The organism is Streptomyces sp. HD (genome assembly GCF_028369295.1).
GTDB lineage: Bacteria > Actinomycetota > Actinomycetes > Streptomycetales > Streptomycetaceae > Streptomyces.
In genome coordinates this window covers 66,450-88,257 of the sequence record NZ_JAQMYP010000026.1, presented here as the reverse complement: position 1 = coordinate 88,257, position 21,808 = coordinate 66,450, and the positions used below count along the sequence as shown (strand labels likewise).

Here is a 21,808-nt window from a genome sequence, read left to right as displayed (position 1 = left end):
ATTTTGATCCGGGGCCCCGCCCTTTTGCTACGCGTGTTCACGGTGTTTGAGGTGTTTGTTCGGCCCTGGGTGCGGTGTCCGACGTACACAACGCCGAAGGCCCGGGACCACCAAGATTCTTTGGTGGTCCCGGGCCTTCGGTCGCCCGGCTGAGTCCCGCTACTGCTTGCGCAGACGGAACGCCAGGGTCAGGCCCTCGTCCGTGAACGGGGGGCCGTACGTGTCGTCCGCCTCGCCCTGGGCGAAGTCCGTCGCCAGGACCTCCTCGGCGATGAGCTCGGCGTGCTCGCTCAGGGCCGAGACCGTCGCCGGGTCCGTCGCCGTCCAGCGCAGGGCGATCCGGTCGGCCACGTCCAGGCCGCTGTTCTTGCGGGCCTCCTGGATCAGGCGGATCGCGTCACGGGCCAGGCCCGCGCGGCGCAGCTCCTCCGTGATCTCCAGGTCCAGGGCGACCGTCGCACCGGAGTCGGACGCCACCGACCAGCCCTCGCGCGGGGTCTCCGTGATGATCACCTCGTCCGGCGCGAGCGTGACCGTCTCGCCGTCGACCTCCACCGACGCGGTCCCCTCGCGCAGGGCCAGGGACAGCGCGGCCGCGTCCGCGTTCGCGACGGCCTTCGCCACGTCCTGGACGCGCTTGCCGAAACGCTTGCCCAGGGCGCGGAAGTTGGCCTTGGCGGTGGTGTCCACCAGGCTGCCGCCGACCTCCGACAGGGACGCCAGGGACTCGACGTTCAGCTCCTCCGTGATCTGCGTGTGCAGCTCGCGGTCGAGCGTCTCGAAGCCCGCCACCGCCACCAGGGCACGGGACAGCGGCTGACGGGTCTTGACACCCGACTCCGCGCGCGTGGCGCGGCCCAGCTCGACCAGCCGGCGGACCAGGACCATCTGCCTCGACAGTTCCGGGGCGATCGCCGACAGGTCGGCCTCCGGCCAGGAGGCGAGGTGGACCGACTCCGGGGCGCCGGGGGTCACCGGCACGATCAGGTCCTGCCAGACCCGCTCGGTGATGAACGGGGTCAGCGGGGCCATCAGCTTGGTGACCGTCTCGACGACCTCGTGCAGGGTGCGCAGCGCCGCCTTGTCGCCCTGCCAGAAACGGCGACGGGAGCGGCGGACGTACCAGTTGCTCAAGTCGTCGACGAACGCCGAGAGCAGCTTGCCGGCGCGCTGGGTGTCGTACGCCTCCAGGGCCTGTGTCACCTGGTCGGTGAGCGCGTGGAGTTCGGAGAGCAGCCAGCGGTCCAGGACCGGGCGGTCGGCGGGGGCCGGGTCGGCCGCGCTGGGCGCCCAGTCGGACGTGCGGGCGTACAGGGCCTGGAAGGCGACCGTGTTCCAGTACGTGAGGAGGGTCTTGCGCACCACCTCCTGGATCGTGCCGTGGCCCACGCGGCGTGCCGCCCACGGGGAGCCGCCGGCCGCCATGAACCAGCGCACCGCGTCCGCGCCGTGCCGGTCCATCAGCGGGATCGGCTCCAGGGTGTTGCCCAGGTGCTTGGACATCTTGCGGCCGTCCTCGGCGAGGATGTGGCCGAGGCAGACGACGTTCTCGTACGACGACTTGTCGAAGACCAGGGTGCCGACGGCCATCAGCGTGTAGAACCAGCCGCGGGTCTGGTCGATGGCCTCGCAGATGAACTGCGCCGGGTAGCGGGCCTCGAACAGCTCCTTGTTCTTGTACGGGTAGCCCCACTGCGCGAACGGCATCGAACCCGAGTCGTACCAGGCGTCGATGACCTCCGGCACGCGCGTGGCCGGCTTCTCGCACTGGGGGCACGCGAAGGTGACCGCGTCGATGAACGGGCGGTGCGGGTCCAGTCCGGACTGGTCGGTGCCCGTCAGCTCGGTGAGCTCGGTGCGGGAGCCGACGCAGGTGAGGTGGTCGTCCTCGCAGCGCCAGATCGGCAGCGGGGTGCCCCAGTAGCGGTTGCGGGACAGCGCCCAGTCGATGTTGTTGTTCAGCCAGTCGCCGTACCGGCCGTGCTTGACCGTCTCCGGGAACCAGTTGGTGTTCTCGTTCTCCTGGAGGAGGCGGTCCTTGGCGGCCGTGGTGCGGATGTACCAGGACGGCTGCGCGTAGTAGAGGAGCGCGGTGTGGCAGCGCCAGCAGTGCGGGTAGCTGTGCTCGTACGGGATGTGCCGGAAGAGGAGGCCGCGCTGCTGGAGGTCCTCGGTGAGCTTTTCGTCCGCCTTCTTGAAGAAGACGCCGCCGACCAGGGGGACGTCCTCGGCGAAGGTGCCGTCCGGGCGGACCGGGTTCACCACGGGCAGGCCGTAGGCACGGCAGACCTTGAGGTCGTCCTCACCGAAGGCGGGGGACTGGTGGACCAGACCCGTTCCGTCCTCGGTCGTGACGTACTCGGCGTTGACCACGTAGTGGGCCGGAGCCGGGAACTCCACCAGCTCGAACGGGCGTTGATACGTCCAGCGCTCCATCTCGGCGCCGGTGAAGGTCTGGCCGGTGGTCTCCCAGCCCTCGCCGAGCGCCTTGGCGACGAGCGGCTCGGCGACGACGAGCTTCTCCTCGCCGTCCGTCGCGACGACGTAGGTGACCTCGGGGTGCGCGGCCACGGCCGTGTTGGAGACCAGGGTCCAGGGCGTGGTCGTCCACACCAGGAGCGCCGCCTCACCGGCCAGCGGACCGGAGGTGAGCGGGAAACGGACGTACACCGAGGGGTCGACGACCGTCTCGTAGCCCTGCGCCAGCTCGTGGTCCGAGAGGCCGGTGCCGCAGCGCGGGCACCAGGGGGCGACGCGGTGGTCCTGGACCAGCAGGCCCTTGTCGAAGATCGTCTTCAGCGACCACCAGACCGACTCGATGTACTCGGGGTCCATCGTGCGGTAGGGGTCCTGGAGGTCGGTCCAGTAGCCCATGCGGGTCGTGAGCGCCTCGAAGGCGTCGGTGTGCCGGGTCACGGACTCGCGGCACTTGGCGTTGAACTCGGCGATGCCGTACGCCTCGATGTCCTTCTTGCCGGAGAAGCCGAGCTCCTTCTCCACCGCGAGCTCCACCGGGAGGCCGTGGCAGTCCCAGCCGGCCTTGCGGGCGACGTGGTAGCCGCGCATGGTGCGGAAGCGGGGGAAGACGTCCTTGAAGACGCGGGCCTCGATGTGGTGGGCGCCGGGCATGCCGTTGGCGGTGGGCGGGCCCTCGTAGAACACCCACTCGGGGCGGCCCTCGGACTGCTCCAGGCTCTTGGCGAAGATCTTCTGCTCACGCCAGAAGTCGAGCACCGCGTGCTCAAGCGCGGGCAGGTCGACCTGGGCGGGCACCTGGCGGTACGTCGGCGTTGTCATCAGCGGGCTTCCTCCGGCGGACTTGCTGCCTTCCGTCCGGAGGGACGAGAGCCGAACTTTCCGTACGCCGGTTTCGGCGCGCTCCCGCGGTACCACCCTCCTTGGCCCTCCGACGCGGGGTGTGCGTCGGCGAGCCCCCTCATTGGGGTCGCGATGCCGGTTCTACTCGCCGCTGCGCTTCGGCTGCGGCTTTCTTCCGACGGCTCCGGGGTGATCTTCACGTCGCGCTCGCCCCCGGGCTTCCACCGTCCCCGGGTCGCTCTGGGCTGCGTACGTCGCTACTCGTCCCCATCCACGCTTTTCGCTCCGCCCAGTGTACGGCGCCGCGCGGACAGCGGCCGACCGGATTTCCGGGGCGCGGGGGCGGGGATCGTGTTCTGGACTCGGTGACCCGAATGGTGCGGTACGTGCGTTCGGATTCTGGGACGTCCGGCTCGGCGGCATACCCCGCGGGGAGCTGGGCACAACGCTTGCATGTCTGCCCCGCGGCATGCGCGAGGCGGGCGAATCGGGCGGTGTGCCCCGTTGCCGCGGGACTCAAGTCGATTTATCGTCCCAGCACGATTCGCGAGCAAGATCACAATATGTGAAGGGGCCGCGGCATGGTGGCGAAGAAGACCGCCGAACAGCAGTCGGCGTCGGGCAGGTCCACCCATGCGGACGCCTCCGGCGGTGCGGCCAAGGATGTGAGCGGGAAGAAGAGCACGCAGGGGACCGAGTCCAAGGGGACCGAGTCCGAGGGGAGCGATTCCAAGGGGAGCGCGGCGAAGAAGGCCGGGAAGAAGACGGCGGCGAAGCCGGGCGTCAAGAAGGCGACGGCGGCGGCCACCGGGACGGCCCCGAAGAAGGCCGTCACCGCCAAGACCTCGGGTCCCGAGGCGGCGGGCGGGAAGGCAGCGGCCAGGAAGACCGCGAAGACCGTGTCCAAGGGCAAGGCGGCCAAGGAGAGCGCGGCCAAGGAGAGCGCGGCCAAGGAGAGCGCGGCCAAGGAGGGCGCGGACAAGGAGGCCGCGGACAAGGAGGCCGCGGACAAGAAGGCCGCGGCCGAGGATGCGGTCCCCAAGAAGGCGGCCAGGAAGAGTGCGGTCGCCAAGAGCAGGGCCAAGAAGTCGGGCGCGGCGCAGGCCGCGGAGCAGACGGGAGCCACGACGGTGGTTGCGAAGAAGACTCCTGGCACGGCCACGGCGGCGAAGACCGCCGTTCCCAAGGCACGCATCGCCGCGGCGGTGGAGCCCGGCGAGCTCGCGGTACGCCCCGGTGAGGACCCCTGGACCCCGGAGGAGGTCGAGGAGGCGCGGGCCGAGCTGATGTCCGAGGTCGTGCGCCTGCGTGACGAGATCACGTCGTCCGAGGAGTCGCTCGTCGGCCTGATGCGGGACTCCGGGGACGGCGCCGGCGACGACCAGGCGGACACCGGCGCCAAGAACATCACGCGCGAGCACGAGCTGGCGCTCGCCGCCAACGCGCGCGAGATGCTCACCCAGGCCGAGCGGGCCCTGGAACGGCTCGACGCGGGTACCTACGGTCTGTGCGAAAGCTGCGGGAACCCGATCGGCAAGGCCAGGATGCAGGCCTTCCCCCGCGCGACCCTCTGCGTGGAGTGCAAGCAGAAGCAGGAACGCCGGTACTGACCGGTAGGCGGGTGCTGCCGGACGTGCCGTACTCTCGTGCTCAGTCAGGTACCTAGGTTGAGGGACTCACGTGGCAGAGGCGGAGCGCATCATCGGTACGCCGGACACCCCAGAGGCGGCGGGAGCCGAGCCGGAGCAGTCCGACGAGCAGGCGACGGACCCCGGGACCGAGCGGCCCCGGGGCAAGCGCCGGATCGCCGTGCTGTTCTCAGTCGCCGCCTTCGCGTACGCCCTGGACCTGGTCAGCAAGATGATCGTGGTCGCCAAGCTGGAGCACCACGCGCCGATCGAGATCATCGGGGACTGGCTGAAGTTCGAGGCGATCCGCAACGCGGGCGCGGCCTTCGGTTTCGGTGAGGCCTTCACCGTGATCTTCACGGTGATCGCGGCGGCCGTGATCGTGGTGATCGCCCGGCTCGCCCGCAAGCTGTACAGCCTGCCCTGGGCGATCGCGCTCGGCCTGCTGCTCGGCGGTGCGCTCGGCAACCTCACCGACCGGATCTTCCGCTCGCCGGGAGTCTTCGAGGGCGCGGTCGTGGACTTCATCGCGCCCAAGCACTTCGCCGTGTTCAACCTCGCCGACTCTGCGATCGTGTGCGGCGGCATCCTGATCGTGCTGCTGTCGTTCCGGGGGCTGGACCCCGACGGCACCGTGCACAAGGACTGAGCCCGCCAGGAGCCCGGGAGGTTGTCCACAGGCTCCGTGCGGGACTGTCGGCCCCGTCCGGCATACTCGTCGGGTGAGCACGATTCCCGAGATCCGAACCCTGCCCGTGCCGGACGGCCTGGAGGGCGAGCGCGTCGACGCCGCCATCTCCCGCATGTTCGGCTTCTCCAGGACCAAGGCGGCCGAGCTGGCCGCGGCGGGCAAGGTCCAGGTCGACGGGAGCGTGGTCGGCAAGTCCGAGCGGGTGCGCGGCGGGGCCTGGCTGGAGGTCGAGATGCCGGGCGCGGCCGCGCCGGTGCAGATCGTCGCCGAGCCGGTCGAGGGCATGGAGATCGTGCACGACGACGATGACGTGGTCGTGATCGTCAAGCCGGTCGGTGTCGCCGCACACCCGAGCCCCGGCTGGTCCGGGCCGACGGTCATCGGCGGGCTGGCCGCCGCCGGGTATCGCATCTCCACGTCCGGGGCCGCCGAGCGTCAGGGCATCGTGCACCGGCTCGACGTGGGCACCTCGGGGCTGATGGTCGTCGCCAAGTCCGAGTACGCGTACACGTCGCTCAAGCGCCAGTTCAAGGAGCGCACGGTCGACAAGCGGTACCACACGCTCGTCCAGGGCCACCCCGACCCGACCAGCGGCACCATCGACGCACCCATCGGCCGCCACCCCAACCACGACTACAAGTGGGCGGTCACGGCCGACGGCAAGCCGTCCGTCACGCACTACGACCTCATCGAGGCGTTCCGCGCGGCCTCCCTGCTCGACGTGAAGCTGGAGACCGGGCGCACCCACCAGATCCGTGTGCACATGGCGGCCCACCGCCACCCCTGCGTCGGCGACCTGACCTACGGCGCCGACCCGACGCTCGCCAAGCGGCTCCGGCTGACCCGCCAGTGGCTGCACGCCGTCCGTCTCGGCTTCGAGCACCCCGGGGACGGGCAGTGGGTGGAGTTCTCCTGCGACTACCCGGCCGACCTGCAGGAAGCCCTCGACCAGGTCCGTGAGGAGACATACGCGTGAGCCTGCCGTCGTCGGCGTCGCCGTCGTATGCCGTGCGGGTCGCCGACGATCCCGCCGACCGTGAGATGTGCTTCGCGGTGCGCAAGGACGTCTTCGTCGGTGAGCAGGGCGTGCCGGAGGACATCGAGTACGACGCCTACGACGCCACCGCCGTGCATGTGCTGGCGGTCCGGGAGGACGGCGTGCCGCTCGGGACCGGCCGGCTGCTGCACGGGGAGGCGGCCGCGGCGAAGGTCGACGGTGATCCGGCCGTGGGGTCGCTGGGGCGGCTCGCCGTGACGCAGGCGGCACGGGGGCTCGGTGTCGGGGCCGCGCTGGTGCGGGCCATCGAGGACGCGGCACGCGCGCGTGGCCTGGTGGCCGTGGACCTGCATGCGCAGACGCAGGCGCTGGGGTTCTACGAGCGGCTGGGGTACGTGGCGTACGGGCCGGAGTTCTACGACGCGGGGATGCCGCACCGGGCGATGCGGCGCGCTCTGTAGCCGAGGGAGCGTAGGCGCTGGTGAGAAGGGCGGCGTGGCAGGCTTGAGGTCTGCCTTGTGGAAGCCGAGATCACCGGAGCGCTGACCGTGGATCAGTTGGCCCTGTTGTTCGTGCTGTTGCTCGGGGCCGTGGTGAGTGTCCCGGTGGGGGACCGGCTCGGGTTGCCGGCACCGGTGCTGATGACGCTGCTCGGGATCGTGCTCGCGTTGCTCGACTTCGTGCCGAACGTCGACGTACCGCCTGATCTGATCCTGCCGCTGCTGTTGCCGCCCCTGTTGTACGCGGCCGTACGACGGACCTCCTGGCGGCAGTTCGCGGCGAATGTGCGGCCCATCTTCCTGCTCGCCGTGGCGCTGGTGTTCGTCACGACGCTGTGTGTGGCCGCGGTCGCCCACGCGATCGTGCCGGGGCTGCCGCTCGCCGCCGCCGTGGCGCTGGGCGCGCTCGTCGCACCGCCCGATCCGGTCGCCGCGACCGCGGTCGCCGGGCAACTCGGGCTGCCCAGGCGCATGGTGTCCATCCTGGAGGGCGAGGGGCTCTTCAACGACGTGACGGCCATCGTGCTGTACCACGTGGCCATCGCCGCCGCCGTGAGCGGCAGCTTCACCGCGTGGGAGGCGGGACTCGATCTCGTGCTCTCCGCCGTCGTCGCGCTGGCCGTCGGGCTCGCCCTCGGGTGGGGCGCCAACAAGCTGATGGACCTGCTCGGGGACCCGACCCTGCAGATCGGGCTCTCGCTGCTCGTGCCGTACGCCTCGTATGTGCTGGCCGAGGAGCTCCAGGGCTCCGGTGTGCTCGCCGTGCTCGTCACCGCCCTGTTCCTCGCCGAGTACGCCACTGACGCCGACGACGTGATGACGCGGCTGGCCGGGCACACCTTCTGGGACATCGTCGACACGCTGGTCACCGGTGTCGCGTTCGGGCTGATCGGGCTGGAACTGCACATCGCGGTGCGCACGGCGTCCGGGCGGTGGGAGGAGATGCTCGGCTGGGCGGCCACGGTGGTCGGCGTCGTCGTACTGGTACGGCTGCTGTACCTGCTGCCGGCCACCTGGCTCACCAGGCGCATGCACGCCAAGCGGGACTACGACGAGGAGGTCCCGATGAGCTGGCGCGAGACCGTCGTGATGTGGTGGTCGGGGATGCGCGGGGTGGCGTCCGTGGCCCTGGCGCTGGCCATTCCGCTGGAGACCGACGCGGGTGATCCCTTCCCCGACCGCAACGAGATCGTGTTCATCGCCTTCGGGGTGATCATGGCGACGCTGGTGGTGCAGGGGCTGACCCTGCCGTGGCTGGTGAAACGGCTCGGGGTGCGCGCCGACAACGAGCGGGAGAAGGAGTTCGAGAAGGAGCTGGCGGTGCGCGCGGCGAAGGCGGCGAAGCGCAGGCTGAGGGAGATCGAGGAGGTCGAGGACCTGCCCGAGGATCTGTCCGAGCAGATGCTGCGGCGGGCGTTCGAGATCGGCGTGCGGATCAGCCCCGACATGGCTGAGGACGAGCGCAGGGAGGCGCTTCAGCAGCGGGTGCGGCGGCTGAAGCGGGTGCGGCGGATCCAGAACGAGCTGCTGAGCGCGGCCCGGCACGAGGTGCTGGCGGCGCGCAGTGAGCCGGGGGCCGACCCGGAGGTGGTGGACCGGGTGCTGCGGCATTTGGACGTGCGCAGTCTGAGGTGATCTGGCCGCGGGCGGCCCTCCTTTCGTACGATCTGATCATGGCTCGCAACGTGGTGATCAGTGGAGGCGGTACGGGGATCGGGCTCGCGGCGGCACAGCTGTTCGCGGCGGACGGGGACCGGGTGCTGCTGCTCGGCAGACGCCCCGAGGTGCTGGAGAAGGCCGGTGTGCCCGGCGCCCTCACCTACGCGGCGGATCTGAGCAGGCCGCGCGGTGTGCGGGGCGTGGAGCGGTTCGTGGCGTCGGAGCTCGGCACGGTGGACGTGCTGATCCACAGCGCAGGCGGCTCCGGGTATCTGGAGCCCAAGGTCGACAGCGACGAGCCGCTCGATGTCGTCCTGCACAACTGGACCCTCAACTTCGGCCTCAACACCCTGACCGCGGCCCTGCTCACCGAGGCCCTGAAGGACCGGCTCGCCGACCCCGGCGGGCGGGTGCTGTTCCTCAGCTCCATCGCCGCCTTCCGGGGCTCCGGCAGCGGGGCGTACGCGGCGTCCAAGGCAGCGCTGCATCCGTACGCCCATGATCTGGCCCGGCAGTTGGGGCCGCGCGGGATCACCGTGAACGTGGTCGCGCCGGGCTATGTCGAGGACACCGAGTTCTTCGGCGACGGGATGGACGAGGAGCGGCGCGCCCGGCTGGTCGCGGAGACCTCGACCGGGCGGGCCGGTACGCCCGGGGACGTCGCCGCGACCCTGCACTGGCTGGCGTCCCACGGCGCCGGGCACATCACCTCGCAGATCATCCAGGTGAGCGGCGGGGCCGAGCGCGGGCACTGAGCCCTCCGCGGGAAACACCGCGACAGGCCCTCGGTTGTCCGCGGCGCCGTTGCGGCTGGTCGCGCCCACGCGGCGGTAGCCGCACATCGACAACGGCCCCGCGCCCCTTACGGCGCCGCCGTGCCCCGGTCAGAGGCGGTCAGGGCGTTGTGGTGGCAGGTGGTCGTGCTGGTGGGTGCGGCGGGCCGGGAGGCGGCCGGAGACCGGGCCGGGGACCGGGAAGCCGGGCGGCAGGGCCGCGTCCGTCGCGTTGACGCGGGGCAGCGCGTACGGATGCTGCGCGGTCAGCCAGCGGATCAGCTGCTCGCGCACCGTGACCCGGACCGTCCACAGGTCGTCCGCGTCCTTGGCCGTGACCAGCGCCCGCACTTCGATGGTGCTCGGCGTGGAGTCGGTGACGGCCAGGCCGTAGTCGCGGCCGTCCCACGCCGGGCACGCGCGCAGGATGTCGCGGAGTTGCTCGCGCATCGCCTCCATCGGCGCCGAGTGGTCGACGTGCAGGAAGACGGTGCCGGTCATCTGGGCGCCGCCGCGCGACCAGTTCTCGAAGGCCTTCGATGTGAAGTACGACACCGGCATCGTGATCCGGCGCTCGTCCCACGTCCGCACCGTCAGGAACGTCAGGGTGATCTCCTCGACGGTGCCCCACTCGCCGTCCACCACGACCGTGTCCCCGATGCGCACCATGTCGCCGAAGGCGATCTGCAGCCCGGCGAACATGTTGCTCAGCGTGGACTGGGCCGCGACACCGGCGACGATGCCGAGGATGCCGGCCGAGGCCAGCAGCGAGGCACCGGCCGCGCGGAACGCCGGGAAGGTCAGCAGCATCGCCGCCACGGCCACCACACCGACGACCGCCGAGACCACACGCATGATCAACGTCACCTGGGTGCGCACCCGCCGCACCCGGGCCGGATCGCGATGGGCCCGGGCGTAACGGCTGTACGAGGTCTCCACGACCGCCGCCGCGATACGGATCGCCAGCCAGGCCGCCGCCCCGATCAGCACCAGGGTCAGCACCCTGCCGATCGCGACCCGGTTCTCCTGGAACAGCTCGGCCTCGTCGTAGGACCCTCTGAGCAGGGCCGCGCACAGCACGAGCTGGTAGGGGATGCGGGCCTGGCGCAGCAGACCCCACAGCGGTGTCTCACTGTGCCGTTCGTCGGCCTTGTGCATGAGGCGGTCGGTGGCCCATCCGATGACCAGGGTGAGCAGCACCGAGCCGCCGATCACGATCAGTGGTCGGAGTATGTTCTCCATGCCTCCGAACGTAACCACCCGAGGGGGGTCATGAACATCCGTGCCGGTGAGGCGGTGGTCACGGCGCTGTCGTACCCGGCTGGCACCATGGCTTCATGAACATCATGCTGTTTCACTCGACCTTTGGCCTCAGGCCCGCGGTGCGCCGGGCCGCGGACCGGCTGCGCGCCGCCGGACACGAGGTGTGGACGCCGGACCTCTTCGAGGGGCGGACGTTCGAGACGGTCGAGGAAGGCATGGAGTTCAAGGAGCGGATCGGCAAGGACGACCTGCTGAAGCGGGCCGTGCTCGCCTCCGCGCCCTACTCGGAGCGCGGGCTGGTCTACGCCGGGTTCTCGCTCGGCGCCTCCATCGCCCAGACCCTCGCGCTCGGCGACGAGAAGGCGCGCGGACTGCTGCTTCTGCACGGCACGTCGGACATCGCGCCGAACGTCTCGGTGGACGATCTGCCGGTGCAGCTGCATGTCGCCGAGCCGGACCCGTTCGAGACGGACGACTGGCTGAGCGCCTGGTATCTACAGATGGGCCGAGCGGGCGCCGACGTCGAGGTGTACAGATACGCCGGGGCGGGCCACCTCTACACCGACCCGGACCTGCCGGACTACGACGAGGAGGCCGCCGAGGCCACCTGGCGGGTGGCACTCGGCTTCCTCGACACCCTGTGACTCCGTAGGACTCCCAGGACCGAGCGGGAGCCGTCAGACGGGGTCGTACGTGCGCTCCACCTTCTGGGTCCCGCTGCGCGTGCGGTAGGACCGCGCCCAGGAGGCGGTCGTGTCCTGCTTCGTCTTGTCGGACAGGACGTAGTAGTCCATCTGCGCACGGTCGGCCGTGATGTCCAGGACGCCGTAACCGTGGCGGTCGGTGTCGACCCAGTGGACGTGCCGGTTGGCGGCCTTGATGATCGGCGAGGCGATCGCGGAGACCGTGCCCTGGGGGACCTGGACGATGTCGTCGAGGTTGTCCGACGTCACCGAGGTGACGACGAACTCCGTGGCGGCGGAGGCGGACAGCGGGTAGGTACCGGCGTCCACCGGCACGTCGTTGGCCCACGCCATGTGGATGTCGCCGGTCAGGAACACGGTGTTGCGGATCGCGTTGGACCGCAGGTGGGCCAGCAGCTCCCGGCGGTCGTCCGTGTAGCCGTCCCACTGGTCGGGGTTGAGGGCGAGCCCCTCCTGCGGCAGGCCCAGCAGCTTGGCGAGCGGCTTGAGCAGGTCCGCGGTGAGGGAGCCGATCGCGAACGGCGCGATCATCACCGAGTTGCCGACCAGCCGCCAGGTGGTGTCGGAGGACTTCAGCCCCGCCTTCAGCCAGTCCAGTTGGGCCCGGCCGGTGAGGGTGCGGTCCGGGTCGTCGACCTCGCCGTTGCCGGTCTTGACCTGCTGCGAGCGGAAGGAGCGCAGGTCGAGCAGCGAGAGGTCGACGAGCTTGCCGAAGCGCAGCCGTCGGTAGGTGGTGCCGGCGATCGCCGGACGCACCGGCATCCACTCGAAGTACGCCTGCTTGGCGGCGGCCTGACGCGCGGCCCAGGTGCCCTCGGCGCCCTCGGTGTGGTTCTCGGCGCCGCCCGACCAGGCGTCGTTGGCCATCTCGTGGTCGTCCCAGATCGCGACGACGGGCGCCTTCGTGTGCAGGGCCTGCAGATCGGGGTCCGTCTTGTACTTGCCGTGCCGGCCGCGGTAGTCGGCGAGCGTGAGGGTCTCGCCCGCGGGCTCCGTCTGCCGTACGACGGTGCCGCGCGTGCCGTACTGGCCGGTGCCGTACTCGTAGATGTAGTCGCCGAGGTGCAGCCAGGCGTCCAGGTCGCCACGGGCCGCGAGATGGCGGTACGACGCGAAGTAGCCGGCCTCCCAGTTCGCGCAGGAGACCACGCCGAAGCGGAGGTTGGACACGGCCGCGTCGACCGGCGGCGCGGTCCGGGTGCGCGCCACCGGGGACTCCGTGCCGCCTGCCGAGAAGCGGAACCAGTAGTCGGTGGCCGGCTGCAGGCCCCGGATGTCCGCCTTGACCGTGTGGTCCGAGGCTGCCTTCGCGGTGGTCGAGCCCTTGGCGACGATGTTCGTCAGCGCCTTGTCCCGGGCCACGACCCAGCTCACCTCGGTGTCCGGGCCGAGCCCGGAACCGGGGGTGGCCTCGGCGGTCGGCGTCACCCTGGTCCACAGCAGGACGCCGTCGGGCAGCGGGTCACCGGAGGCGACACCGTGCAGGAAGGCGGGGGCCGCCTCGGCGGCACCGGCGGGCAGCGCGGCTGCGAGCGGGGCCGCGACGACCGCGGCACCGGCCGTCGCCGCCGCGGCCTTGACGACCGTACGGCGGCGGGGGGCAGGGGAATTGTGCTGCTCGGATGATCTGTATCGACTGGTCACGAGCGATCAGGTTACTGATCGGTATGAACAAGGGCGGGCGAACCTGTGAATGTTCGCCCGCCCTTCACACGGAGGTCGACTCCCCGCCGGTGTAAGCCCTTGAGTCAGCCCTTGAGAGCCGCGTCCACCGCCTTGGTGAACTCCTCCGCCGTCCACGGCTGGTTGGGGCCGGAGGTCTTCAGCTGCTTGCCGTTCATGACGAAGCTCGGGGTGCCCGTCACACCGTCCTTATTGGTGTCGAAGGCCTTCGACATGGCCAGCGCCCAGGCGTCGTACGTGCCCTTCTTCACCGCGTTCTCGAACTTGGCGTTGTTCTTCAGGGCGGGGACGGAGTCCGCGATCTCGATGAGGTAGTCGTCGTCCTTGAACTTGTCGTCCGTCTCCTCGGGGTGGTACTTCGCCGAGTACAGCGCGGCCTTGTACTCCATGAACGCCTCGGTGCTCACGTTCAGCGCGGCGCCCATGGCGCTCATCGCGTTCTTGGAGCCCTCGGCGTTGGCGCCGATCTTGCCGTCCTTCAGCTGGTCGCCGTCGAGGAACGTGCCGCCGATGAACTCGACCTTGTACTTGCCGGCCTCGATGTCCTTGTCGACGACCGAACCGGCGGCCTGCTCGAACGAGGCGCAGACCGGGCAGCGCGGGTCCTCGTAGACCTTGAGGGTCTTCTTGGCGCTGTCCTTGCCGATGACGACCGTCGTGCCGTCGGTGCCCGTGGTGTGGGCCGGAGCGACGACCTTCGCGTCCTTCACGGCCTCCCAGTGGCCGGGCTTGTTGGCCTGGACGACCGCGTAACCGATGCCGCCCGCCGCCGCCAGGACGCCGACGACCGAGCAGGCGACGATGATCTGGCGCCTGACCTTGGCCCGCTTGGCCTCGCGCTCGCGCTCGGCGCGCAGCCGCTCCCGGGCCGCCGTCTTCGCCGCCTGGCTGTTCCGCTTGCTCATGTTGGTGATCTCCATGGGGACGCGCACACCTGTGTGTGCGGGATACGTATGGGTGGGGTGTGGTGCTCAGGCGCGGTTCACGCGCAGGTGAAGGCGAGTGAGCACGGCGGTCCACGGCGTCCCGGGGAGTGCACGAGGAGGCGGCTGCGGGTGCCGGCCGTACGGCGGGCGGGGCGCGGCAGTCGGCGGACCGGCGTGGTCCGGCGCACCGTCACCGCGGCGACCGCCAGCAGCAGCGGGCGGAACGTGGTCGCCGTCACCGCCCGCAGCAGCTGGGCCAGGGCCCGCTCGCCGCGCCGCAGCCAGGCGGCGGCGAGGAGGCCGACGCCGATGTGCGCGCCCAGCAGCAGCCAGGGCGTCACCGGGTCGGCCTGGGCGAGAACCGTGGCCAGGCGGTGCGGGTCGGCACCGCTCACCCCCGCCAGGGGAGTGCCCACGGCGGTGTTGTCGCCGCACAGCACGTCGAAGCCGACGGACCGCAGCGGGCCCGCGACCGGGCCGCCCGCCCGGCCGTAACAGACGTGCTGGCCGGTGGTGAGGATCGTGTCCGCCGCCAGTTCCAGCGGGATCAGCAGGGCGGCGATCCGCCCGAAGGTCCGCTCGCGGCCGGCCAGGACGTAGGCGAGGACGAACACGGCGGCCGTGAGCAGGGCCACCGTGTTCAGCGGCAGCGGCGCCCGGGACAACAGCACGTGTGACGCGGCGCTGAGCGTCACGACGAGTGACGTGAACAGCGCCGCGCGTACGGCTCGTAGCTGGGTCCCGGATATGTCCATGGCGGAGAAGAGTGTGTCACGTGGTCCTGTAAGAGACCCTTAAAGGGGGCCTGTGCCTGGCTGAGAAACGCCGGAGAACGGCCTTTCCGTCACAGACCCGGAATCCGCCCGTTGCGGAACAGGTCCACGAAGATCTGGTGGTCGGCACGCGCGCGTGCGCCGTAGTCGTGCGCGAAGGCGACCAGGAGCTCCGCGAAGCCTTCCTCGTCGGCCGCGATCGCCGCGTCGATGGCCCGCTCGGTGGAGAACGGCACCAGGGACTCGCCGGAGGTGTCGTCCGCCGCCGCGTGCATCGTGGCCGTGGCCCGGCCGAGGTCGGCGACGACCGACGCGATCTCCTCCGGGTCGTCGATGTCGCCCCAGTCCAGGTCCACCGCGTACGGCGAGACCTCGGCGACCAGCTGGCCCGCTCCGTCCAGCTCGGTCCAGCCCAGCCACGGGTCGGCGTTCGCCTGCAGGGCGCGCTGGGAGATCACCGTGCGGTGGCCCTCGTGCTGGAAGTAGTCGCGCAGTGCCTGGTCGGTGATGTGCCGGGAGACGGCCGGGGTCTGGGCCTGCTTGATGTAGATCACGACGTCGTTCTCCAGGGCGTCCGTGTGGCCCTCCAGGAGGATGTTGTACGACGGCAGCCCGGCCGATCCGATGCCGATGCCGCGCCGCCCGACCACGTCCTTCACCCGGTAGGAGTCCGGGCGGTCCAGGGAGGTGTCCGGCAGTGTCTCCAGATAGCCGTCGAAGGCCGCGAGCACCTTGTAGCGGGTGGCCGCGTCCAGCTCGATCGCGCCGCCGCCAGCGGAGAAGCGGCGCTCGAAGTCGCGGATCCCGGTCATCGACTCCAGCAGCCCGAAGCGGGTCAGCGCACGGGCGTCGCGCAGCGCGTCCAGCAGCGGGCCCTGGGCGGTGTCCAGCGTGAACGGCGGCACCTCGTCGCTCTTGGCGCCGGTCGCCAGGGCGTGCACGCGCGCGCGGTAGGCTCCCGCGTAGACCCGCACCAGCTCGGTGATCTGCTCGTCGCTGAGCGCCTTGGCGTAGCCGATGAGGGCGATCGAGGCGGCGAAGCGCTTGAGGTCCCAGGTGAAGGGGCCGACGTACGCCTCGTCGAAGTCGTTGACGTTGAAGACCAGACGGCCGTTGGCGTCCATGTACGTGCCGAAGTTCTCCGCGTGCAGGTCGCCGTGGATCCACACGCGCGAGGTGCGCTCGTCCAGGTAGGGCCCGCCGTGCTTCTCGTGGTCCAGGTCGCGGTAGAAGAGACACGCCGTTCCCCGGTAGAACGCGAAGGCCGAGGCCGCCATCTTGCGGAACTTCACCCGGAACGCCGCCGGGTCGGCGGCCAGGAGTTCGCCGAAGGCGGTGTCGAAGACGGCGAGTATCTCCTCGCCACGCTGCTCGCCGTTGAGCTGGGGAACCGACATCGCTGGGTGCCTCCTGGTGCAGTGCATGTACGACAGCGTCTCTGCCGTGTCCAACGCATGAAGGTACGCGCGAGTGCCCGCCGGGTGTCAGTCCCGAGGCATAGACTTCGACGCTGATCCCAGAAGTGTCCGCCACCCCGTCGCCGAGCGTTTCCCTTGGAGGACTCACCGTGTCAAAGCCGCCGTTCACGCACCTGCACGTCCACACCCAGTACTCGCTGCTGGACGGTGCCGCGCGGCTGAAGGACATGTTCGACGCGTGCAACGAGATGGGCATGACGCACATCGCGATGTCCGACCACGGCAACCTCCACGGGGCGTATGACTTCTTCCACACCGCGAAGAAGGCCGGGATCACCCCGATCATCGGGATCGAGGCGTATGTCGCCCCCGAGTCCCGGCGCAACAAGCGCAAGATCCAGTGGGGCCAGCCGCACCAGAAGCGGGACGACGTCTCCGGTTCGGGTGGTTACACCCACAAGACGATGTGGGCGGTGAACAAGACCGGCCTGCACAACATCTTCCGGCTCTCCTCCGACGCCTACGCCGAGGGCTGGCTGCAGAAGTGGCCCCGGATGGACAAGGAGACGATCTCCCAGTGGTCCGAGGGGATCGTCGCCTCCACCGGCTGCCCCTCCGGTGAGCTGCAGACCCGGCTGCGCCTCGGCCAGTACGACGAGGCCCTCAAGGCGGCCGCCGACTACCAGGACATCTTCGGCAAGGACCGCTACTTCCTGGAGCTGATGGACCACGGCATCGAGATCGAGCACCGGGTCCGCGACGGCCTCCTGGAGATCGGCAAGAAGCTCGGCATCCCCCCGCTGGTCACCAACGACTCGCACTACACGTACGCGCACGAGGCGACCGCGCACGACGCCCTGCTGTGCATCCAGACCGGCAAGAACCTCTCCGACCCGGACCGCTTCAAGTTCGACGGCACCGGCTACTACCTGAAGTCCACGGACGAGATGTACGCCATCGACTCCTCGGACGCCTGGCAGGAGGGCTGCGCCAACACCCTCCTGGTCGCCGAGATGGTCGACACCGACGGCATGTTCGAGTCGAAGAACCTGATGCCGAAGTTCGACATCCCGGAGGGCTTCACCGAGGTCACCTGGTTCAAGGAGGAGGTCCGCCGCGGCATGGAGCGCCGCTTCCCCGGCGGCGTCCCCGAGGACCGCCAGAAGCAGGCCGAGTACGAGATGGACGTCATCATCTCGATGGGCTTCCCCGGCTACTTCCTCGTCGTCGCCGACTTCATCATGTGGGCCAAGAACAACGGCATCGCGGTCGGCCCCGGCCGAGGCTCCGCGGCCGGCTCGATCGTCGCCTACGCCATGGGCATCACCGACCTCGACCCGATCCCGCACGGCCTGATCTTCGAGCGGTTCCTCAACCCGGAGCGCATCTCGATGCCCGATGTCGACATCGACTTCGACGAGCGTCGGCGCGTCGAGGTGATCAGGTACGTGACGGAGAAGTACGGCGCCGACAAGGTCGCCATGATCGGCACCTACGGCAAGATCAAGGCCAAGAACGCGATCAAGGACTCCGCGCGCGTGCTGGGCTACCCGTACGCGATGGGCGACCGCATCACCAAGGCCATGCCCGCCGACGTCCTCGGCAAGGGCATCGACCTCAACGGCATCACCGACCCCTCGCACCCCCGCTACTCGGAGGCGGGCGAGGTGCGCGGGATGTACGAGAACGAACCGGACGTGAAGAAGGTCATCGACACCGCCAAGGGCGTCGAGGGCCTGGTCCGGCAGATGGGTGTGCACGCCGCCGGCGTGATCATGTCCAGCGAGACCATCACCGAGCACGTGCCCGTCTGGGTCCGGCACACCGACGGCGTGACCATCACGCAGTGGGACTACCCGAGCTGTGAGTCGCTCGGCCTGCTGAAGATGGACTTCCTCGGCCTGCGCAACCTGACGATCATGGACGACGCCGTCAAGATGGTGAAGTCCAACAAGGGCATCGACCTGGAGCTGCTGAGCCTCCCGCTGGACGACCCGACGACCTTCGAACTGCTCCAGCGCGGCGAGACCCTGGGCGTCTTCCAGTTCGACGGCGGCCCCATGCGCTCGCTGCTGCGCCTGATGAAGCCCGACAACTTCGAAGACATCTCCGCCGTCTCGGCCCTGTACCGTCCGGGCCCGATGGGCATGGACTCGCACACCAACTACGCGCTGCGCAAGAACAAGCTCCAGGAGATCACCCCCATCCACAAGGAGCTCGAAGAGCCCCTGAGGGAGGTCCTGGACGTCACCTACGGCCTGATCGTCTACCAGGAGCAGGTGCAGAAGGCCGCCCAGATCATCGCCGGCTACTCGCTCGGCGAGGCCGACATCCTCCGCCGGGTGATGGGCAAGAAGAAGCCCGAGGAACTGGCCAAGAACTTCGTCCTGTTCCAGGACGGCGCCCGCAAGAAGGGCTACAGCGACGAGGCCATCCAGGCCCTGTGGGACGTGCTGGTCCCGTTCGCCGGCTACGCGTTCAACAAGGCGCACTCCGCGGCGTACGGCCTGGTGTCGTACTGGACCGCCTACCTCAAGGCCAACCATCCCGCCGAGTACATGGCGGCGCTGCTGACGTCCGTCAAGGACGACAAGGACAAGTCGGCGGTCTACCTCAACGAGTGCCGCCGCATGGGTATCCGGGTGCTCCCGCCGAACGTCAACGAGTCCGTGCACAACTTCGCCGCCCAGGGCGACGACGTGATCCTCTTCGGCCTCGAAGCGGTGCGCAACGTCGGTACGAACGTGGTCGAGTCGATCATCAAGAGCCGTAAGGCCAAGGGCAAGTACGGCTCCTTCCCCGACTATCTGGACAAGGTCGAGGCGGTCGCCTGCAACAAGCGCACCACCGAGTCGCTGATCAAGGCGGGCGCGTTCGACACCCTGGGGCACACCCGCAAGGGCCTCACCGCGCACTTCGAGCCGATGATCGACAACGTGGTCGCGGTCAAGCGCAAGGAGGCCGAGGGCCAGTTCGACCTCTTCGGCGGCATGGGCGAGGAGGAGAGCGACGAGCCCGGCTTCGGACTCGACGTCGTCTTCACCGACGAGGAGTGGGACAAGACCTATCTGCTCGCCCAGGAGCGGGAGATGCTCGGTCTGTACGTCTCCGACCACCCGCTCTTCGGCCTGGAGCACGTGCTGTCCGACAAGGCCGACGCGGGCATCGCCCAGCTGACGGGCGGCGAGCACGCCGACGGCGCCGTGGTGACCATCGGCGGCATCATCTCCGGCCTCCAGCGCAAGATGACCAAGCAGGGCAACGCCTGGGCGATCGCCACCGTCGAGGACCTCGCCGGGTCCATCGAGTGCATGTTCTTCCCGGCGACGTACCAGCTCGTCTCGACCCAACTCGTCGAGGACGCCGTCGTGTTCGTCAAGGGCCGTCTCGACAAGCGCGAGGACGTGCCGCGGCTGGTCGCGATGGAGCTCCAGGTCCCCGACCTGTCCAACGCGGGCACCAACGCGCCCGTGATCCTCACCATCCCGGCCACCAGGGTCACCCCGCCGATGGTGAGCCGCCTCGGTGAGATCCTCAGCCACCACAAGGGCGAGAGCGAGGTCCGCATCAAGCTGCAGGGCCCGACCAAGACGACGGTGCTACGGCTGGACCGGCACCGGGTGAAGCCGGACCCGGCGCTGTTCGGTGACCTGAAGGTGTTGCTCGGACCGTCCTGCCTGGCGGGCTGAGGCGTACATGTGTGAGAGGGGCGCACCCGCGTGCCGGGTGCGCCCCTCGTCATGTGCCTGGGCTGCAAAAGCCCTTTATGAAGATGTCAGTTGTGACCGAACTTCTTCTGCTTGCCCTTGCGCGCGACATCGCCCGGAGTCACCTGGGACATGCGCTGCTCGGCCTGCGCCTCCATCGAGGACTGCTGGGCCTGCTGCTGCCCGCGCTCGGACTGGGGCTGGGTTCGGTCCTGCTTCTTGTTCTTGGCCATGGTGATCTGCCTCCTGTGGGGGATCTAGGGGCCAGGGCCGCGACCAGATTCACATAGGCTGATAAAGAACGCATTTCGGATAATTACCGTGTGTGACAGCGGTTGTCGGGGCGCGAGGAATGGCGCGCCGGGGCGGCGATGCCCCGAAACGCCACGCCGAAGATCGAGTTCGCCCCGTTAACCCCCGCGCGGTCGGGCAGACTCGAAGGAAGCCCCAAGCAAACCTCCCAGGAAGAGGGTGAGTCGCGTGGACCGCTGCATCGTCCTGGTGGACGCCGGGTATCTGCTGGGGGCCGCCGCCAGCCTCCTCGCCGGGGAACCCTCCCGGTCCCGGATCACCGTCGATCACGCCGCCCTCATCCAGGGCCTGCGGGAACGCGCCGAGTCCGACACCCAGCAGCCCCTGCTGCGCATCTACTGGTTCGACGGCGCTCCCGACCGCGTCCCCCAGCCCGAGCACCGCAGGCTGCGCGTGATGCCCCGGGTGACCGTCCGGCTCGGCGCACTGACCCGCAGCGACGGACGCTGGGCGCAGAAGGGTGTGGACGCCGCGATGCACGCCGAGCTGACCGAGCTGGCCCGCAATCGCGCCTGTTCCGATGTGGTGCTGGTGACCGGAGACGGCGATCTGCTGCCGGGCATGATGGCCGCCAAGGAGCACGGCGTCGCCGTACATCTGTGGGCCGTGCAGGCCGCCGACGGTGACTACAACCAGTCCGAGGACCTGGTCGCCGAGGCCGACGAACGGCGCGTCCTGGACCGTACGTGGATCACCAAGGCCGTCCGTGCCAAGGAGCTCTCCGGGGTGTGCGCGCCGCCGCCCGCACCCCGCCCCGAGATCGCCGCGATCCTGTCCGCGCCGCTGCCCGACTCCGCGCTCGGCGCGACCGCCGAGCGGCCCCCCGAGGAGCGCGAGCACCGGCCGGCGATCGCCGCCTCCGAGAACGGCACCGCGGAGCGGGTGCCCTCGCCCAAGGGCGTGCCCACGCCGAAGGACCTCGCCGCGCTGCGCGCGCCCGGTGTTCAGCCGAGCCAGCCCCCGGCCAGTGCGACGCTGCGCTGGTCCTCCGACAAGGGGTGGGTCGACCGGCCCGGCGTCGCCGCCGAGCCGGCCGAGGCCGCGTCGATGCCGACGCTGGCGCAGCTGACCACGGCGGAGCAGCGGTGGGCCGACCGCGAGGAGGACATCACGACGGTCGGCGGCGACCCGTACGAGGTGGGTCAGGTCTTCGCCCGGCGCTGGATGGGGCGGCTGGGGGACCAGGGACATCTGCAACGGCTGTCCGGGATGTACCCGCGGATTCCGCACCGGATCGACGGCGAGCTGCTGCGGTACGCGGCCCGGTTCGGGCTGCTCGCGCACAAGGACGACCAGATCGACGAGCATGATCGGTACGCGATCCGGGCCGGGTTCTGGCGGGAGATCGATGTACGGACGGCGGCGGAGCACGCGCCTGCCGGTGAGTGAGCCGGACGGGTTGTGGCGGGTTCGCCCGCACCGGGAGGCGTGGTCGCGGTTGAGCGCCGTTGCGGCG

General features: G+C 69.9%; 16 protein-coding genes. 9 read left to right on the top strand and 7 right to left on the bottom strand.

Translation table 11 applies throughout. The features are described from left to right. Positions 1-159 precede the first annotated feature (159 nt). A complete protein-coding gene (ileS, locus tag POF73_RS24900; RefSeq protein ID WP_272119266.1) occupies positions 160-3,297 on the bottom strand; it encodes an isoleucine--tRNA ligase in 3,138 nt (1,045 codons plus the stop codon). A gap of 602 nt (positions 3,298-3,899) precedes the next feature. Between ileS and POF73_RS24895 the strand changes: the two genes are divergently transcribed. The 6 genes from POF73_RS24895 to POF73_RS24870 all read left to right on the top strand — a co-directional run bounded on the left by POF73_RS24895 (position 3,900) and on the right by POF73_RS24870 (position 9,548). Beyond that, the gene (locus POF73_RS24895) at positions 3,900-4,928 is read left to right on the top strand and encodes a TraR/DksA family transcriptional regulator (protein ID WP_272119264.1); all 1,029 of its coding nucleotides are present in this window, start codon (positions 3,900-3,902) and stop codon (positions 4,926-4,928) included. A gap of 70 nt (positions 4,929-4,998) precedes the next feature. Further along, entirely contained in the window at positions 4,999-5,595 is a 597-nt protein-coding gene (lspA, locus tag POF73_RS24890; RefSeq protein ID WP_272119262.1) for a signal peptidase II, read from the top strand. Positions 5,596-5,668: 73 nt separating this feature from the next. Beyond that, positions 5,669-6,613 carry an RluA family pseudouridine synthase gene (locus tag POF73_RS24885; protein WP_272119260.1) on the top strand — a complete coding sequence of 315 codons (945 nt, stop codon included), beginning with the start codon at positions 5,669-5,671 and terminating at the stop codon, positions 6,611-6,613. Between the two features lie 65 nt (positions 6,614-6,678). Then, positions 6,679-7,095 (top strand): GNAT family N-acetyltransferase, encoded by a 417-nt coding sequence (locus tag POF73_RS24880; protein ID WP_272119362.1) that lies wholly within the window; start codon positions 6,679-6,681, stop codon positions 7,093-7,095. Between the two features lie 87 nt (positions 7,096-7,182). After that, positions 7,183-8,769, top strand: coding sequence for a Na+/H+ antiporter (locus POF73_RS24875; protein WP_272119360.1), 1,587 nt, complete (start codon positions 7,183-7,185; stop codon positions 8,767-8,769). A gap of 38 nt (positions 8,770-8,807) precedes the next feature. Next, on the top strand, positions 8,808-9,548 hold the full coding sequence (locus POF73_RS24870) for an SDR family NAD(P)-dependent oxidoreductase (protein WP_272119258.1): 741 nt from the start codon (positions 8,808-8,810) through the stop codon (positions 9,546-9,548). A gap of 129 nt (positions 9,549-9,677) precedes the next feature. Here POF73_RS24870 and POF73_RS24865 read toward each other — a convergent pair whose 3' ends face one another. Further along, positions 9,678-10,808, bottom strand: coding sequence for a mechanosensitive ion channel family protein (locus POF73_RS24865; protein WP_272119255.1), 1,131 nt, complete (start codon positions 10,806-10,808; stop codon positions 9,678-9,680). A 95-nt stretch (positions 10,809-10,903) separates the two neighbouring features. On the opposite strand from POF73_RS24865, the gene POF73_RS24860 reads away from it, so the two are divergent. Continuing rightward, positions 10,904-11,473, top strand: coding sequence for a dienelactone hydrolase family protein (locus POF73_RS24860; RefSeq protein WP_272119253.1), 570 nt, complete (start codon positions 10,904-10,906; stop codon positions 11,471-11,473). A gap of 33 nt (positions 11,474-11,506) precedes the next feature. On the opposite strand, the gene POF73_RS24855 is transcribed toward POF73_RS24860, so the two are convergent. The 4 genes from POF73_RS24855 to POF73_RS24840 form a co-directional block, all read right to left on the bottom strand. Beyond that, complete coding sequence (locus tag POF73_RS24855) at positions 11,507-13,177, bottom strand: alkaline phosphatase D family protein (RefSeq protein ID WP_272119250.1); 1,671 nt, start codon at positions 13,175-13,177, stop codon at positions 11,507-11,509. A 104-nt stretch (positions 13,178-13,281) separates the two neighbouring features. Next, positions 13,282-14,121 (bottom strand): thioredoxin domain-containing protein, encoded by an 840-nt coding sequence (locus POF73_RS24850; RefSeq protein WP_272119248.1) that lies wholly within the window; start codon positions 14,119-14,121, stop codon positions 13,282-13,284. A 77-nt stretch (positions 14,122-14,198) separates the two neighbouring features. After that, positions 14,199-14,897 (bottom strand): hypothetical protein, encoded by a 699-nt coding sequence (locus POF73_RS24845; RefSeq protein WP_272119246.1) that lies wholly within the window; start codon positions 14,895-14,897, stop codon positions 14,199-14,201. Between the two features lie 89 nt (positions 14,898-14,986). Beyond that, entirely contained in the window at positions 14,987-16,312 is a 1,326-nt protein-coding gene (locus POF73_RS24840) for a DUF2252 domain-containing protein (RefSeq protein ID WP_272119244.1), read from the bottom strand. A 170-nt stretch (positions 16,313-16,482) separates the two neighbouring features. On the opposite strand from POF73_RS24840, the gene dnaE reads away from it, so the two are divergent. Further along, on the top strand, positions 16,483-20,022 hold the full coding sequence (dnaE, locus tag POF73_RS24835) for a DNA polymerase III subunit alpha (RefSeq protein WP_272119242.1): 3,540 nt from the start codon (positions 16,483-16,485) through the stop codon (positions 20,020-20,022). 86 nt (positions 20,023-20,108) lie between these two features. On the opposite strand, the gene POF73_RS24830 is transcribed toward dnaE, so the two are convergent. Then, positions 20,109-20,273 carry a hypothetical protein gene (locus tag POF73_RS24830; RefSeq protein WP_272119240.1) on the bottom strand — a complete coding sequence of 55 codons (165 nt, stop codon included), beginning with the start codon at positions 20,271-20,273 and terminating at the stop codon, positions 20,109-20,111. A gap of 247 nt (positions 20,274-20,520) precedes the next feature. Here POF73_RS24830 and POF73_RS24825 point away from each other — a divergent pair, with 247 nt between their 5' ends. Continuing rightward, complete coding sequence (locus POF73_RS24825) at positions 20,521-21,741, top strand: NYN domain-containing protein (protein WP_272119237.1); 1,221 nt, start codon at positions 20,521-20,523, stop codon at positions 21,739-21,741. The last annotated feature ends 67 nt before the right edge of the window (positions 21,742-21,808 follow it).